Origin of the sequence: Pseudoalteromonas sp. CO342X, assembly GCF_004208915.1 — a bacterium.
In the GTDB taxonomy this organism is placed as follows: domain Bacteria; phylum Pseudomonadota; class Gammaproteobacteria; order Enterobacterales; family Alteromonadaceae; genus Pseudoalteromonas; species Pseudoalteromonas maricaloris.
Genome location: NZ_SGPH01000010.1, coordinates 304703 through 319073 on the forward strand (window position 1 = coordinate 304703; position 14371 = coordinate 319073).

Consider the following 14371-nt stretch of genomic DNA (forward strand, 5'->3'; position numbering starts at 1 on the left):
GTTGGTTTGGCTAAGCAGTATGTATTTAATTTAAAGAAGCCGCATCAATTCTTTGCACTCGGGTTTGGTCTTGGTTTAGCGAAAAAAGCACCAGGTACTTTTGGTACCTTCGCCGCATTACCGTTTATTTTTGCAACCCAAGGTGCACCAATTTGGCTGCAATGTCTGGTTGCGATTGTCATGACATTATTTGGGATTTGGGTGTGTGGTAAAACAGCGGACGATGTTAATGTTCATGACCATCCAGCCATTGTCTGGGATGAAGTGGCAGGCTTTTATATTACCATGATAGGGGCGGCACTTAGCTGGCAGTCATTAATCGTTGGCTTTATTTTGTTTCGCTTTTTCGATATTTTGAAACCGGGTCCGATAAGATGGCTCGATAAACGTTTGCACGGTGGCTCTGGGATTATGCTAGATGATGTATTAGCTGGCATTTTTTCATTGATTTGCGTGCAAGCTTTGTTTAAAACTGGCATTTTAGTCTAACTGTGCTGATGTGATGGAATCGAGATGACAAGGCTATTGTTTTTCATTTTCACTTTGCTGCTACCAATTACGAGTTTTGCGGCGATAGATGATTACGTAGTTAAACAGTGGAATATCCAAAGTGGATTACCGTCACAAAGCGTTAAGAGTGTCGTTCAAGACAATCAGGGCTACATTTGGCTCGGAACTCAGTTTGGCCTAAGTCGGTTTGATGGTCATCAATTCCAAAACTTCAATACCCAAAATACCGAATTTTTAAATAGCAATGCCATTAATAAATTGGTGGTGGATCGATTTGGCATGCTCTGGGTTGGCACGCGTCGAGGATTGTTAAGACTCAACCCCAAAACCTTAGAAGCTCGACGTTTCGATCTGCAGGGGCCTGTACGGGATATCTTGCAAGATGAAGATGGCGGGATCTGGATTGCTGCGAATGGTCTGTATTATGTTTCTGCGAAAAAGCTGACGTTAGCCGCTAATAACATCGAACAAAGTACGTTAGATGTTACCCAAATCAATCAAATTGTAGGTTCCGTGACTAAAATGGCGCTGGTGCCAGATGGCATTTGGTTGGTAAATGAACGTCACTTACTTAAAATCAGCGAATCAAACAATCGCACTGGCGATGGGGTTCGGCTTGAATTGGCAAGCAAAGTGTCATTACCGGAACAGTTAGCGCAAACCATCATACATGACTTAGCTTGGGTCGATGGTAAGTTGTTCTTAGCATCAGAGCTGGGCGCCTATTTTCTGGATATAGATGAAGTACTACGTCGTTACCAAGAAGTGGGTAACAATGCGGTATATAAGTTTCTTAACGATAAAGAAGGTGGCCTGTGGGTTTCCACTTATGGGCGATTGTTATACCGACAAAATAATGGTATTTGGCAAGCTGTTGAGCCCATTCAATTAGATCAGAGCATCTGGTTTGCCGATATTTTTATGGATAACGATAATAATATCTGGCTCGCTAGTTTAAATGAGGGACTTTGGCTAGCTCACTCAGGTAAGGTTGAGCGTCATCATATCGGCCAGCGGACAAATCAAGCTATCTCAGCAATCACTCAAGGCCCCAATGGCCAATTGTGGGTAGCTAGCAGAGAAGGTCTTGGTATTATCGGGTTAAATGATAGTTATCAACCCGTGCTCACAAGTGCTCAGTTAAATCGCTCTGTAATACACGACTTAGAGTTTATCGGTGAAAAGCTCATCCTTGGTACTGACCGTGGCGCGCTTATCTATGAAGATGGCACACTGCAAAAGTTAAGTGAGCGTGAGCTCAGGCAAAATCCGGTATTTTCTCTCAGCCCTTCAAATCGTGGGGGGATGTGGTTTGGTACTGGCAGGGGCTTGTATCGTCTTGATTACAAGGGGATAACGCCGTTCGCCTATAATGCCTTTCTCGGTAGCCAATTCGTCACTTTTGTTGAAGACTTCCCTAGATACGGCTTCATTGGTACAAATAAAGGGGCTTATCGTTACAATGATAAGGGGATCGAAAAAATTGGTTCTCAAACGTCGTTGGATACCGCTTATATCACCAGTATTTTGCATTTGGATACCGTGACGACTTTAGTTGGTTCTCTCAACGATGGGTTATTCTATCGTACCTCAGACGGTGATTGGTACCAGCTTGATGCTTCAAATGGATTGCCTTACGGATCGATATTTTCGCTGCATTATGACAAGAGCAATCAGCTCATCTGGGTGAGCACAATGAAAGGGGTATATCGCATGCCCGTTGCGCAATTCGGTCACGTTATAGAGAGTTTGCAAGTTGAACAAGTAATAAGCCCATTTGATAGGCAGCTTGATGGCAGACCAAGCCAATGTTGTTCAGGACTTGGGCATGATGCCGTGGTTGAAACCGAGTCAGCTATTTTTTACCCCAGCTTACAAGGCGTTGTTGAAATCCCTAAAAATGTCCAGCTTTTTGGTGGTGGGGACTTATTGCCAAAGCTAGAGTCATTGTCTACCCACGATAGAGTATTTAGTACAGAATCATTAAATCAAGTGATCCAGCTTGATACATCTGAGCGTGATTTAACCATTAATTATACTGCAATCGATTTTTATGCGCCGCATAGCATTGAATTTAGATACAAGCTAGAAGGGCACGATACGCAATGGCGTGATGCTCAGTCACGCCGCGAAGCAATTTATACCAATTTACCACCAGGCAACTTCACCTTTGTTTTAGAAGTTAAGCGTCAAGGGCAAGATTGGGAGCAGGCGAAGGTGCTTAACTTATCCATTACGTTACCGCGCCGTTTCGATGAGACGATTTACTTTAGGCTGTTTATCACTTGTGCGTTTATCTTTATGTTCTATCTCATTTTCTGGGTATTTAGAGCACAAGAAAGAAGAAAGCAAGCCGCGCTAGAAGCGTTGATAGCAGAGCGTACGACAGAGCTCAGAAAAGCCAACGAAAAGCTTAATCAGGTCAATACTCAGCTTAAACTTGTAAGTCACTCAGATGAATTGACGGGGCTACGTAGTCGTCGCTTCCTCTTTGATCAGTTACCAAAAGATGTCGAGCATTATCAGCGTAATGCACAGTCATTACAGGCTCAAAATAAGAGTTTGGTATTGATGATCATGAACATTGATGATTTTAGCAAAATTAATGATTCTTATGGTCCAATTGGCGGTGATAGTTGTTTGCAGCAATTAGCGACGTTACTCAATACACGGACACAAGGTTCTGATTATGTTGTCCGTTGGAGTGGTGATGAATTCCTATTACTACTACGTGACTTTAGCAGAGACTATATCGAAGAGTATGTCAGTGACTTATGTAAGGCGATTGCTGAAACGGATTACCGCTTACCGAACGGTAAAACGACTAAACTGACGGTGTCGATGGGGTGGTCATATTATCCATTGCCACTACTAGGCGGTAAGGTCATTGGTTGGGAATCATCTGTGAATCTCGCTGATATCGCATTACATCAGGTCAAACAACGTGGCGGTGATGGTGCTGCGACAATCATCTTTGACGATCAATTGGATGCATTCGAATTTGAGCAAAGCGCGAACATAGAGTCTCAGCTACAACTTTTGCAAAGTAATGGACTTGCGGAAGTAAGAGTGTGGATGAGGTAAAGCTCATCCACACTCTTAAACTGTCAACGTATTGCAGGACGAGAGGCAGAGCATAAAAAAGGCTTCCAAATGGAAGCCTTTTTAGAACTGCTCAAAGTCAAGACTGTGGATTTAGCCAAGCCTTAATTTGCTGACTTATTCCTTCGCTGCTTAAACCCAGTTCGGCGTGGATCTCGGATTGCGAACCATGTTTAATAAACTCATCAGGTAGGCCGAGTAGTTTGATTGGCTTTAGATGGCCTTGGGCTAAAAAATATTCGCTCACAGCTGAACCTGCACCACCAGCAATTGCGTTGTCTTCAAGTGTTACAAAGCGCTCGTGAGTTACCACTAGCTCTTCGATAAGTGCGGTATCTAAAGGTTTTACAAAGCGCATATCAACTAGTGTAGCATTTAGCTCTGCGGCAACGGCTTGAGCGTTTTCAAGCAATGTACCAAAGCTTAAAATAGCCAGCTTTTCACCTTCTCTTACTACCTTGCCCTTACCAATTTCCAGTTCGCTCATTTCTGCACTAATCTCTGCGCTTCCCGCACTGCCCCTAGGGTATCTTACCGCAGCTGGCCTATCTAGGCGGTGACCGGTATAGAGCATTTGGCGACACTCATTGAGGTCGCTTGGTGCCATTATCACCATATTAGGAATGCAGCGCAAAAAGCTTAGATCATAAGCCCCTTGGTGTGTTTCACCATCGGCACCAACGACACCTGCGCGGTCAATCGCAAAAAGTACCGGCAGATTTTGTAGTGCAACATCATGAATTAATTGGTCATAAGCACGTTGTAAAAAGCTTGAATAAATAGCAACAATAGGATTCAAGCCCTCACAGGCAAAGCCTGCACCAAGCGTAACAGCATGTTGCTCAGCAATCGCAACGTCAAAATACTGAGCTGGGTACTCTTTAGAGAAGCGCACCATGCCAGAGCCTTCACGCATTGCAGGTGTTATAGCCATCAGCTTGTTATCTTGTGCGGCCATATCACAGAGCCAGTCACCAAATACTTTTGAAAAGGTCGGTGCACTGGGTTTTGATTTGGGTAAGCTGTGCACGGTTGGATCAAACTTTGGTACGCCATGATAGCCAATAGGATCCGCCTCTGCAGGCTTATAGCCTTTCCCTTTTTGCGTTTTAACATGCAATAACTGTGGCCCCTTAAGGTTACGCATATTACGCAGCGTATCAACTAGGGTGCCAACATCATGTCCATCGATTGGGCCAATATAGTTAAAGCCAAGCTCTTCAAAGAAAGTACCTGGGATTATCATCCCTTTTAAGTGTTCTTCCATTCGGCCAGCAAGTTCTTTAACTGGCGGTACACCAGCTAACAGCTTTTTACTGCCTTCACGAATATTGGTATAGAAGCTACCAGAGAGGATCTTAGCGAAATGGTTTGTAAGTGCGCCAACGTTTTCTGAGATAGACATTTCATTGTCGTTCAAGATCACGAGCATGTCCGGATTAACATCTCCCGCGTGGTTCATGGCTTCAAACGCCATACCAGCAGTCATTGCGCCATCACCAATAATAGCAACAGTTTTACGGCCAATTGCTTCTCTTTCAGCGGCAATAGCCATTGCGAGCGCTGCAGAAATTGAGGTGCTTGAGTGACCAACACTAAAGGTATCGTATTGGCTTTCCTCTCGATATGGGAAAGGGTGTAGCCCATCTTTCTGGCGAATTGTATGCATCTGGTCACGGCGGCCCGTTAGGATCTTATGGGGGTAAGCCTGATGGCCTACGTCCCACACCAATCTATCCTGTGGTGTGTTGTAGACGTAATGCAATGCAACGGTCAGTTCGACCGTGCCAAGACCTGAAGCTAAGTGACCGCTGCTTTGAGAGACTGAGTTTAGCAAATACTCTCGTAATTCATCACTTAACACAGATAACTTATGCTGGGGTAATTGACGAAGTTGACTTGGGTCGTCAATTAACGCGAGTAAAGGATACTTGCTACTATCAAGTTTCATGGTATTTATCAGAGTCCTAGTGAGTCTTTGCTGAGTACTTACCCGCGCAGCTCACTTCATAATTATTAAAATTCGTCACCAACTGGTCATAATATTATGTTAGCCAGTATTTACAAAGTACTTGTGAATATTTTCTTAGCTTGGCGTAGTTATTTTATACGTCAGCTTAATATTCTCGATCTATGATGTATTTCGCTAAATCTGCAAGTATTTCTGTGTCACCATCTATTTTCGTAAGCGCATCCAATGCTTCATCTATCAACTGTTCGGCTTTTTCTTTTGCTTGCTCTAAGCCTAACAGTGCAGGGTAGGTAGACTTATTATGTTCTATGTCAGAGCCTTGTGGCTTACCAAGCACTGCCGTGTCACCTTCTACATCAAGAATGTCATCTCTGACTTGGAATGCAAGGCCTATTGCACGACCATAAGTGCGTATTGCATTACATGCTTGCTCGGTAACTAGCTCTGGGTTGCCGCATAAGATCCCAAGCTCCACAGCACAGCTTAGCAGTGCACCTGTTTTTAGCTTATGAATACGTTCAAGTTCGTCTATGGAAATTGAACGATTAGTAGCAGCTATATCAAGTGCTTGGCCACCAACCATGCCTTGTAGACCCGATGCCTTAGCTAGCGCGGAAATCATTTTTATTTGCGCATGGTGGCTTACTGCGAATTGATGCTCACTTAACAGCTCAAACGCCAGAGTTTGTAAGGCATCGCCAGCTAAGATAGCTGCCGCTTCATCGAATTGAATATGGCAGGTTGGACGGCCGCGCCTAAGTTCATCATCATCCATCGCGGGTAAATCATCGTGCACCAACGAATAGCTATGCACGCACTCTATTGCTGCAGCGGCCTTGTCTAAGTCTTCTGGAGCCGCACCAAACAATTCACCAGTGCAGTACACCAAAAACGGTCGCAAGCGTTTACCACCATTTTCTATACTGTAGCGCGTTGCGGCTTTGATATTTTCTTCAGTATCAATCACATTATCAAAATAGTGTAAAACGGTGGTTTCTACACGAGTCTTTGCAGACAGGAGTTTTTCTTGTAATTTTGCTGACATTAGGCTTCGTTTTCAAATGGCTGTAATTGCGCTTGCTCATCTTCGCCCATTAAAATAGCGACCTGCTGCTCAGCTTGCTGAAGTTTTTGGTTTGAAGCTTTTGCGAGCTTTATCCCACGCTCAAATTGTTTAAGTGCTTGATCCAGAGGTAAGCTACCGTTTTCCATGTCTGCAACGATTTGTTCCAACTCTTGCATGGCCTCTTCAAAGCTCAAATTATCAGGTTTTTTTACTGCCATATGTCACACTGACCCGTAAAGTAAAAGTGTGGCAATTTTAGGGGGATTGCGCGCCAAGGTCAAAAAAACCAGAGACTTTTTGATCTGACGGAGTATCGGCATTACAAGATCTGCTATAAACTCGCATTTTAAACACTTTTTAATATAATAGTGTTAAGTTGTAGAGAAACTTGCCGATAACTCAAACAATAATAACTGCGTGATTTATCACAAATAACTTCCCCCGGAGGACATGTGGATTTAGCAACGGTAATAGGGATCCTGGGTGCCATAGGTTTGATTGTAATGTCGATGGTACTGAGTAGTGATGGCCAGATCGCTATGTTCTATAACACGCCTTCCGTCGTTATCGTATTTGGTGGTTCAATTTTTATCGTATTGTCTAACTTTACGCTTGGACAATTTTTCGGCATTGGTAAAGTGGCCGGCAAGGCCTTCATGTTTAAAATTGAAACCCCTGAAGAGCTGATTGAAAAAGCCGTTGAGCTTGCTGATTCTGCGCGTAAAGGTGGTTTCTTAGCGTTAGAAGAAGCCGAAATTCCCAACCAGTTTATGCGTAAAGGCGTTGATATGTTAGTCGATGGCCATGACGCTGATGTTGTACGTGCCACACTGCAAAAAGACATTTCCCTAACGTCTTCAAGACATGAACTAGGCGCGGGTTTATTTAAATCCCTCGCGGATATTGCGCCTGCGATGGGGATGATCGGAACACTCATCGGCTTGGTAGCTATGTTGTCTAACATGGACGACCCAAAAGCAATCGGGCCAGCCATGGCTGTTGCACTTTTAACAACTTTGTATGGTGCGTTTTTAGCTAACGTGGTTGCGATCCCTATTCAGGTTAAGCTTGAGCTTCGTAAAGATGAAGAAGAGCGAAATCAGCGGCTCATCTTAGATGCTGTCTTAGGCATTCAGGATGGCCAAAACCCGAAAGTTATTGAAGGCATTTTGAAAAATTATTTGCCTGAATCTAAACGTGGCGCTGAGGCTGAGGAATAACCATGTCAGATGAGAAAGAATGTAAATGTCCTCCTCCAGGTCTTCCCGCCTGGATGGGGACATTTGCTGATCTGATGTCATTACTGATGTGCTTCTTTGTACTGCTACTGGCATTTTCTGAAATGGACGTGCTGAAGTTTAAGCAAATTGCCGGGTCGATGAAGTTTGCTTTTGGTGTGCAAAACAAAATAGAAGTAAAGGATATCCCAAAAGGTACCAGTGTTATCGCGATGGAATTTACTCCTGGTAAGCCAGAGCCAACACCAATTGAAACTATCCAACAGCAAACCGTAGAAATGACGCAACAGATGCTTGAGTTTCAGGCCGGTGATGAATCGTCTGCGGGTGGTCGGCAAGAGCAGCGGGGCAATAAGCGTGGTGGTGAGTCAGCCAGTACAGCTCAAGAAATGGCGTCAACGCAAGCAATCGCATCCGCAGATCAAGAACAAGTTAATGAGCTTGTTAAAAAGATTGCGCAGCAGCTAGAAAAGCAAATAATGGATGGTGCGATTGAGCTTGAGTCTCTAGGGCAGCAAATCATTATTCGTATCCAAGAGAATGGTTCTTTCCCCGCAGGTAGTGCGTTTTTACAACCTAAATTTGAACCAGTGATTGCCGAAATTGCAGAACTACTCAAAGATGTACCCGGTGAAATTACTGTCTCGGGTCACACAGACGATTTTAGAGTCACTAACGAACTTTACTCCAATAACTGGGATTTATCGGCGACGAGAGCGGTCGCTGTTGCGACTGTGATGGAGCGCGTTCGTGGTTTTGATAAGAACAGAATGGTCGTGGTTGGTCACGCAGACACCAGACCGCTTGTTCCCAATGACAGTGATGCTGATAGACGCCGCAATAGGCGTGTTGAAATCTCGATTTTACAGGGTAAACCTAAAGAGTCAGACCCTATTGAGGTGAGGCAAAATTAATTACAGTTTATTGCCAAATTACAGGGAATTCGCTAAAGTTCTAGCTGCTCTACAAACTCTCGATAAGGATAAAATGATGAACATTAAAAATTATAGATTACCAGGTGATAACGGCTCTGGCGGCGATGATGAAGCTGAAAAAAAGCCAAGTGTAACAAAGTAATTAATTATGTGGTCCGCGTGGGAGCCTGTTAGGCTCTTCTTTTTTGAGCATAGCGTTTGGGTATCTTTTATCGCGGTTATTTTATGTCTCGCAGTTCGTGATATAAAAGCGTTAAGATATGCAACTCTAATTGCGTTGTTTTATGTCTTGGGAATTCTGAATTCTGATTATATTAGGGCTGCTGATCCTGATAAAGTTTATCGGTATATCTATTGGGCCCTTTCAGACATTGTCTTCATGGCAATTATTGCTTACTGGGCTGTTAAAGATAAGATGTATCTATGGCAAAGTATTCTTGCCCAAATAATCATTATTCCAGCACCGCTATTACAGTTTTTTAGACTTGTCGACAGACATTTTATGGATCTGTCCTATTCAACTTACCTGTACCCTACAATTATTCCTATGGTTAATGTGGCTACTCTGTGTTTAGCATTTGTGCCAGTCTTTACCTTTTGGAAACTAATGCAAGATAGAAAAGAAGCGAGATTGGCTAGGGAAAATAGATTAGCAGAAACGACTAGTTAACCTAAACCTCGGATAATTAATGCCTTATCCAAGGTTCAGGTTAATTTGCAGCTGTTTTGCTTACCCTAAACTAGGAATAAGGCCAGCCATTTGCATTAGCTGAGAGGTGATGATCATCACACCAAAAATGGCGGCAAGTCCTAGTCCAAGCGTACCACCTTTAACCTGATATCCATCATTACCTCTAACTTTTCTCTGCTTCCATACCATAGCAACTGGTAGAAATACTGCTAACACCACGAGCGCAATCGCTGCATATCCCAGTGCCATAATAAAGCCCTTTGGATAAAAGAGGGCAAAGCCAAGCGGTGGTAAAAAGGTAATGAATGCCGTTTTTACACGGTCTTTCTTAGTATCTTGCTTTTTAAAGGCATCTGCAAAAAAGTCAAATAAGCCGAGACTAACACCTAAGAATGAAGTTGCGAGAGCAAGATCTGCAAAAACCGTCACAAATAATTGTACGTTGTCGTTGTGTGCGATAGACGAAATACTGGTGACAAAACCCGGCAGTCCCTCACTTGCCATTAAGCTCTCTTGACCCATAACACCTTGGCTTAGTAGTTGCCAAAATACATAGATGATAAGCGGGAGGGAAGCACCAAACATCATTACTTTACGTAATTGGCGGATATCTACGCCCACGTACTTAACGATTGATGGGATTGATCCATGAAACCCAAATGAAGTGAAAATTACAGGAATTGCCGCAATAACAAGCCCTTGCTCCACTGGCATATCGATAAGATGTTGGCCATGAACATAAGGAGTCAGGATAAAAAACAAACTCGCGAGCACGATAACTTTAATGGTAAATAGTAACTGGTTAAGCTTATCGACGGTACTTGTGCCTAATGTCACTATGGTTGCTATGATAACAGCAAGCAATACTGAACCGAGTTGGGGAGTGATCCCATCACCTAGTACACTAACCAGTTTGCTTTGAAGTTGTGCACCACCTCCCGCGATATAAGCTGCGCACAGTGCATAGAATAAAAATACCATAGAAAAGTTAGCGACATATTGGCCCGTTTTACCGAGCAAGTTTTTCGCCAGTGTATTTAGCGTTGCGTCTTGATCTGCGTATTGATGTACTTCCAACATAAGCAAAGCGGTATAGGTCATTAACAACCATGTGATTGCTAATAATGCGATAGCGGTAGAAAAGCCGAGTCCTGCTGATGCAATAGGGAGGGCGAGCATACCCGCGCCAATTGTAGTACCTGCTACAATCAGCATGCTGCCCAAAGTTTTATTCTTAAGCACGTTTTGCCCCTGATTATTATTATCTGGTGAGGCAAGATATAACGAATAGCGAGGAAATGAAACCGTTTTGCTGCTAATACCAATTCGCGCATAAAATTTATGCGTTAAAAACAAATAAGCCGCATATCAATATGCGGCTTATTCTACTCACTGGTATTTTCATCCAGTGAGTTTGTGCTTGTACCTTTAACTTTTATATAAAGTCTTCATCTCTCATGAAAATGCACCGTATCAAGCTAACTTACCTAAGAGTCTATTGCGCTCGTACTAAATTGTCAAACCAATCTTGACCTCTCGAACTGAGCGACTTTAGTACAATAAGGTCACTCTCACCGTCAGGTAGCTTCAATCTTAAATGCTCATCAAGCGCAATTGCACGCTCCAAATGGCTGCGGATTTCACCCAGCGTCCGGACCATACAATCTAGCTCCTCAGGTAAGCCTTCGCTAAAATCTATACGAGTCTGGTAACAGGCTATATTCCAATGCATACGAGCTCTGACGGACTCACTCATATCTGAGATGGAAAGTGCGCTTTCTAGCAGCTTGATGGCTTCTGCGAGCTTACCATCTCGGCTGAGTGCTCTGGCTTTTATGCCAATTGCTCTTGCATGGTTTGGATGAATGTTGGTAAGAATGTCATCACAAACCTTAATTGCTTCATCGTATTGTGTGTTTGCAATCAATTCCCTAGCGCGTTGGAGTGCGATTTCTACGGTATTCTTACGTGCTATTTCATACTCTTCTTTAACCTTTTGTTGGATGTCATTGAATTCATCTTCGCCAACGTAGCGCTTGTAGGCGCTAGAAACGAGTCCTACACCACCAAAACCGCTTAAAATAGAGAATGAAAAGATTTTAATCCAAGTCCAAAATGCTTTATCAGAACCGGTAATTGAATCGTTTTCCCGCTTCAAATTGTGCTCAACGACCACTTTGATGATACGGTTGATCTCAACGGCGTTATCGTTATGTGCAGATGAGAACATCGCCACGGGAATGAGTATCTCGTCATTGTTTTGATGGTGGGAGTCGTGCTCCCCATTTTGATATGATTTAAATGCATACTTACTGACTGGGCTGAAGTCAGCAGCGCCCGCCATGGTGAGCACACCGATTGCCATAAATGCTGAGATCACACCGGCTAGAATGACACCGAATCCACCTAAGTCCCAATACTCTGGGGCGGCGCTATTCGCACTCTTAAACTTAGGTTTGCGAAACTTATATGACGACGTTGAACGCATCGCTTGTAAGAGCCCGCCTAAGCTGCCTCCAAGTACCACAACGGCAATAAAAATAGCGTAAAAGCTGATTGGTCCGTATTCCATATTATTATTCTAAGTAACCTGAGCTGGGGATAATTAAAGCCTTGTTACCACTAAAACGCTCTGGCTATACAAGGGTGTAAATTAAGGGAATTTTGGCTATTTTACATTGAATTTACATGAATGCGTAGAGGGGAAGTTGGAAATTGTATGGGTATTGCTCCTGCTGACGACTAGGAGCAATATCCGTGTTACTTGAACTTAAGTTCGTAGCAGAAGTTATTTTACTTCTTTACCGGCGGCTTGCTGATCTGCATGGTAGCTAGAGCGTACAAATGGTCCGCAAGCTGCGTGGCTAAAGCCTATTTCGTCGGCATACTCTTTTAGCCCATCAAACTCAACCGGTGGCACGTAGCGCTTGACTGGCAAGTGGTGCTTTGAAGGTTGCAGATATTGGCCTACGGTAAGCATATCTACGTTATGCTCGCGCAAGTCTCTTAAGACTTCTTCAATTTCAGAGATTTCTTCGCCTAGTCCAACCATCAGGCCTGATTTAGTTCTTACTTCTGGATGCGCTTCTTTAAAGCGGCGTAGTAATTCGAGCGACCACTTATAATCGGCGCCTGGACGCGCTAGCTTGTAAAGTCTTGGTGCAGTTTCAAGGTTGTGGTTGAATACATCTGGTGGTGTTTCACTTAAGATCTCTAAAGCTCTATCCATACGACCACGGAAATCAGGCACAAGAATTTCGATTGTAATACCTGGGTTGTGCTTACGGATCTCACGAATACAGTCAGCAAAGTGCTGCGCACCACCGTCGCGCAAATCATCACGGTCAACAGAGGTAATAACAACGTAGCTCAACTTCATGTCTTTGATGGTAAGTGCAAGCTTTTCCGGCTCTTGGGCGTCAGGTTTTAATGGACGACCGTGGGCCACATCGCAGAATGGACAGCGGCGAGTACAAATTGCACCTAAAATCATAAAGGTTGCTGTACCGTGATTAAAGCACTCAGAAAGGTTAGGGCAAGACGCTTCTTCACAAACAGAGTGCAAGCCGTGCTTTCGCATTGCTTGTTTAATGCCATCGATACGTTCACTTGATTTTGGCAAACGGATCTTTAACCACTCAGGCTTTCTCAGCATTTCTTCGCGTTCTGTTGGCATGACTTTAACTGGGATCAATGCCATTTTTTCAGCATCGCGGAGCTTTACCCCTGGCTCCATTTTGACTGGTTTACTCATACGTTTTCAAACCCTTCAGTGTATTCGACATGCTCAGCATTAATGCGTTTTAGCATGTGTTTTACCAGACCAGCCCCCGCATCAGCGACGGTTTGAGGTCCATTAATTTCGCTACTTTGCACCATATTCATGCCCGCATAACCACAAGGGTTTATTCGTAAAAATGGACCAAGGTCCATATTAACGTTGAGTGCGAGACCATGAAACGAGCAGCCACGGCGGACTCTAAGTCCAAGAGATGCTATCTTGCTATCGTTGACGTATACACCTGGTGCATCGGCTTTAGCATAAGCCTCTATCCCATATTCTTTTAGGGAGTCGATAATGCTTTCCTCTAGCCAAGTGACAAGTTCACGTACCCCTATTTTCAATCGTCGTAAGTTGAGCAGTACATAAAGCATTTGTTGCCCAGGACCGTGGTAGGTAACTTGACCACCGCGATCCACTTTTACGACGGGAATGTCGCCTGGCGCCAAGACATGCTCTTCTTTACCGGCTTGACCTTGTGTAAAAACAGGCTCATGTTCCACCAGCCAGATTTCATCCGCAGTGGTGTCATCACGCTCATCGGTAAAAGATTGCATTTTGTGCCAAATTGGCTCGTAACTACAAAGGCCGAGTTGGCGCACAATTAACTTACGAGATTCCATAACTAGGGGTCCTTAACAACTACAGGATGTAACGGACGTCTTCGATGCCACCGATCTCGGTATAAATCTGCTCGATATGCTCTTTGCTGGTTACAGTAACGACAAGAGATACGGCTTCATAGGTGCCTTTGCTGCTTGGTTTAACCTTTGGTGCATAATCACCCGGTGCAATAACCTGCAGTTTAGCTAGGATCTGATCCGTCAAATTGACATTTGCTAGGCCCATAATCTTGAATGTAAATGGGCAAGGAAATTCTAAGTATTCATCAAACTTAGTATTTTTAACTGGTTTTACCACGACGGTATCCTCACAACGAACTACTTGCTGACGCCTTTATTTGGTTACTTAGCGGCTCTTTCAAGCCTTGAGTTGCCATGGTCGTCATTTATTGGCCGCATTCTATCATTTTTGACGCAAAAAAAAACGCCTCATGATGAGGCGTTCACTTACAT

Annotated in this window: 13 protein-coding genes; 5 read left to right on the plus strand and 8 right to left on the minus strand. The window is 43.8% G+C overall.

All coding sequences use genetic code 11. The annotated features are described in order from the left end of the window. Positions 1–6 precede the first annotated feature (6 nt). Positions 7–489: a phosphatidylglycerophosphatase A gene (locus tag EXT47_RS03375; protein WP_010606135.1), complete on the plus strand. Its 483-nt coding sequence runs from the start codon at positions 7–9 to the stop codon at positions 487–489. A 24-nt stretch (positions 490–513) separates the two neighbouring features. Further along, entirely contained in the window at positions 514–3594 is a 3081-nt protein-coding gene (locus tag EXT47_RS03380; protein WP_130125883.1) for a ligand-binding sensor domain-containing diguanylate cyclase, read from the plus strand. 97 nt (positions 3595–3691) lie between these two features. Here the strand turns inward: EXT47_RS03380 and dxs are convergent, their stop codons facing one another. From dxs to xseB, 3 genes are all read right to left on the minus strand, one after another. Beyond that, the gene (gene dxs, locus EXT47_RS03385; protein WP_130125884.1) at positions 3692–5563 is read right to left on the minus strand and encodes a 1-deoxy-D-xylulose-5-phosphate synthase; all 1872 of its coding nucleotides are present in this window, start codon (positions 5561–5563) and stop codon (positions 3692–3694) included. Between the two features lie 166 nt (positions 5564–5729). Next, positions 5730–6629 (minus strand): (2E,6E)-farnesyl diphosphate synthase, encoded by a 900-nt coding sequence (ispA, locus tag EXT47_RS03390; protein ID WP_039493690.1) that lies wholly within the window; start codon positions 6627–6629, stop codon positions 5730–5732. Further along, positions 6629–6868, minus strand: coding sequence for an exodeoxyribonuclease VII small subunit (gene xseB, locus EXT47_RS03395; RefSeq protein ID WP_010372081.1), 240 nt, complete (start codon positions 6866–6868; stop codon positions 6629–6631). The genes ispA and xseB overlap by 1 nt, the downstream gene beginning before the upstream one ends. A 234-nt stretch (positions 6869–7102) precedes the next feature. Between xseB and pomA the strand changes: the two genes are divergently transcribed. The 3 genes from pomA (at position 7103) to EXT47_RS03410 (ending at position 9493) form a co-directional block, all read left to right on the plus strand. Continuing rightward, positions 7103–7870, plus strand: a complete 768-nt coding sequence (pomA, locus tag EXT47_RS03400) for a flagellar motor protein PomA (protein ID WP_017216363.1) — start codon at positions 7103–7105, stop codon at positions 7868–7870. A 2-nt stretch (positions 7871–7872) separates the two neighbouring features. Continuing rightward, positions 7873–8802: a flagellar motor protein MotB gene (locus tag EXT47_RS03405; RefSeq protein WP_017216362.1), complete on the plus strand. Its 930-nt coding sequence runs from the start codon at positions 7873–7875 to the stop codon at positions 8800–8802. Between the two features lie 169 nt (positions 8803–8971). After that, the gene (locus EXT47_RS03410; protein ID WP_130125885.1) at positions 8972–9493 is read left to right on the plus strand and encodes a hypothetical protein; all 522 of its coding nucleotides are present in this window, start codon (positions 8972–8974) and stop codon (positions 9491–9493) included. A 60-nt stretch (positions 9494–9553) separates the two neighbouring features. On the opposite strand, the gene EXT47_RS03415 is transcribed toward EXT47_RS03410, so the two are convergent. The 5 genes from EXT47_RS03415 to ybeD form a co-directional block, all read right to left on the minus strand. Beyond that, complete coding sequence (locus EXT47_RS03415) at positions 9554–10756, minus strand: aromatic amino acid transport family protein (protein ID WP_188249488.1); 1203 nt, start codon at positions 10754–10756, stop codon at positions 9554–9556. A 253-nt stretch (positions 10757–11009) separates the two neighbouring features. Continuing rightward, positions 11010–12086, minus strand: a complete 1077-nt coding sequence (locus EXT47_RS03420) for a lipopolysaccharide assembly protein LapB (RefSeq protein ID WP_010372068.1) — start codon at positions 12084–12086, stop codon at positions 11010–11012. A gap of 216 nt (positions 12087–12302) precedes the next feature. Next, complete coding sequence (gene lipA, locus EXT47_RS03425) at positions 12303–13268, minus strand: lipoyl synthase (protein WP_017216358.1); 966 nt, start codon at positions 13266–13268, stop codon at positions 12303–12305. Beyond that, complete coding sequence (lipB, locus tag EXT47_RS03430; RefSeq protein ID WP_010372061.1) at positions 13265–13918, minus strand: lipoyl(octanoyl) transferase LipB; 654 nt, start codon at positions 13916–13918, stop codon at positions 13265–13267. The genes lipA and lipB overlap by 4 nt, the downstream gene beginning before the upstream one ends. Before the next feature lie 19 nt (positions 13919–13937). Then, entirely contained in the window at positions 13938–14216 is a 279-nt protein-coding gene (gene ybeD, locus EXT47_RS03435) for a DUF493 family protein YbeD (RefSeq protein ID WP_010606146.1), read from the minus strand. Between the last annotated feature and the right edge of the window lie 155 nt (positions 14217–14371).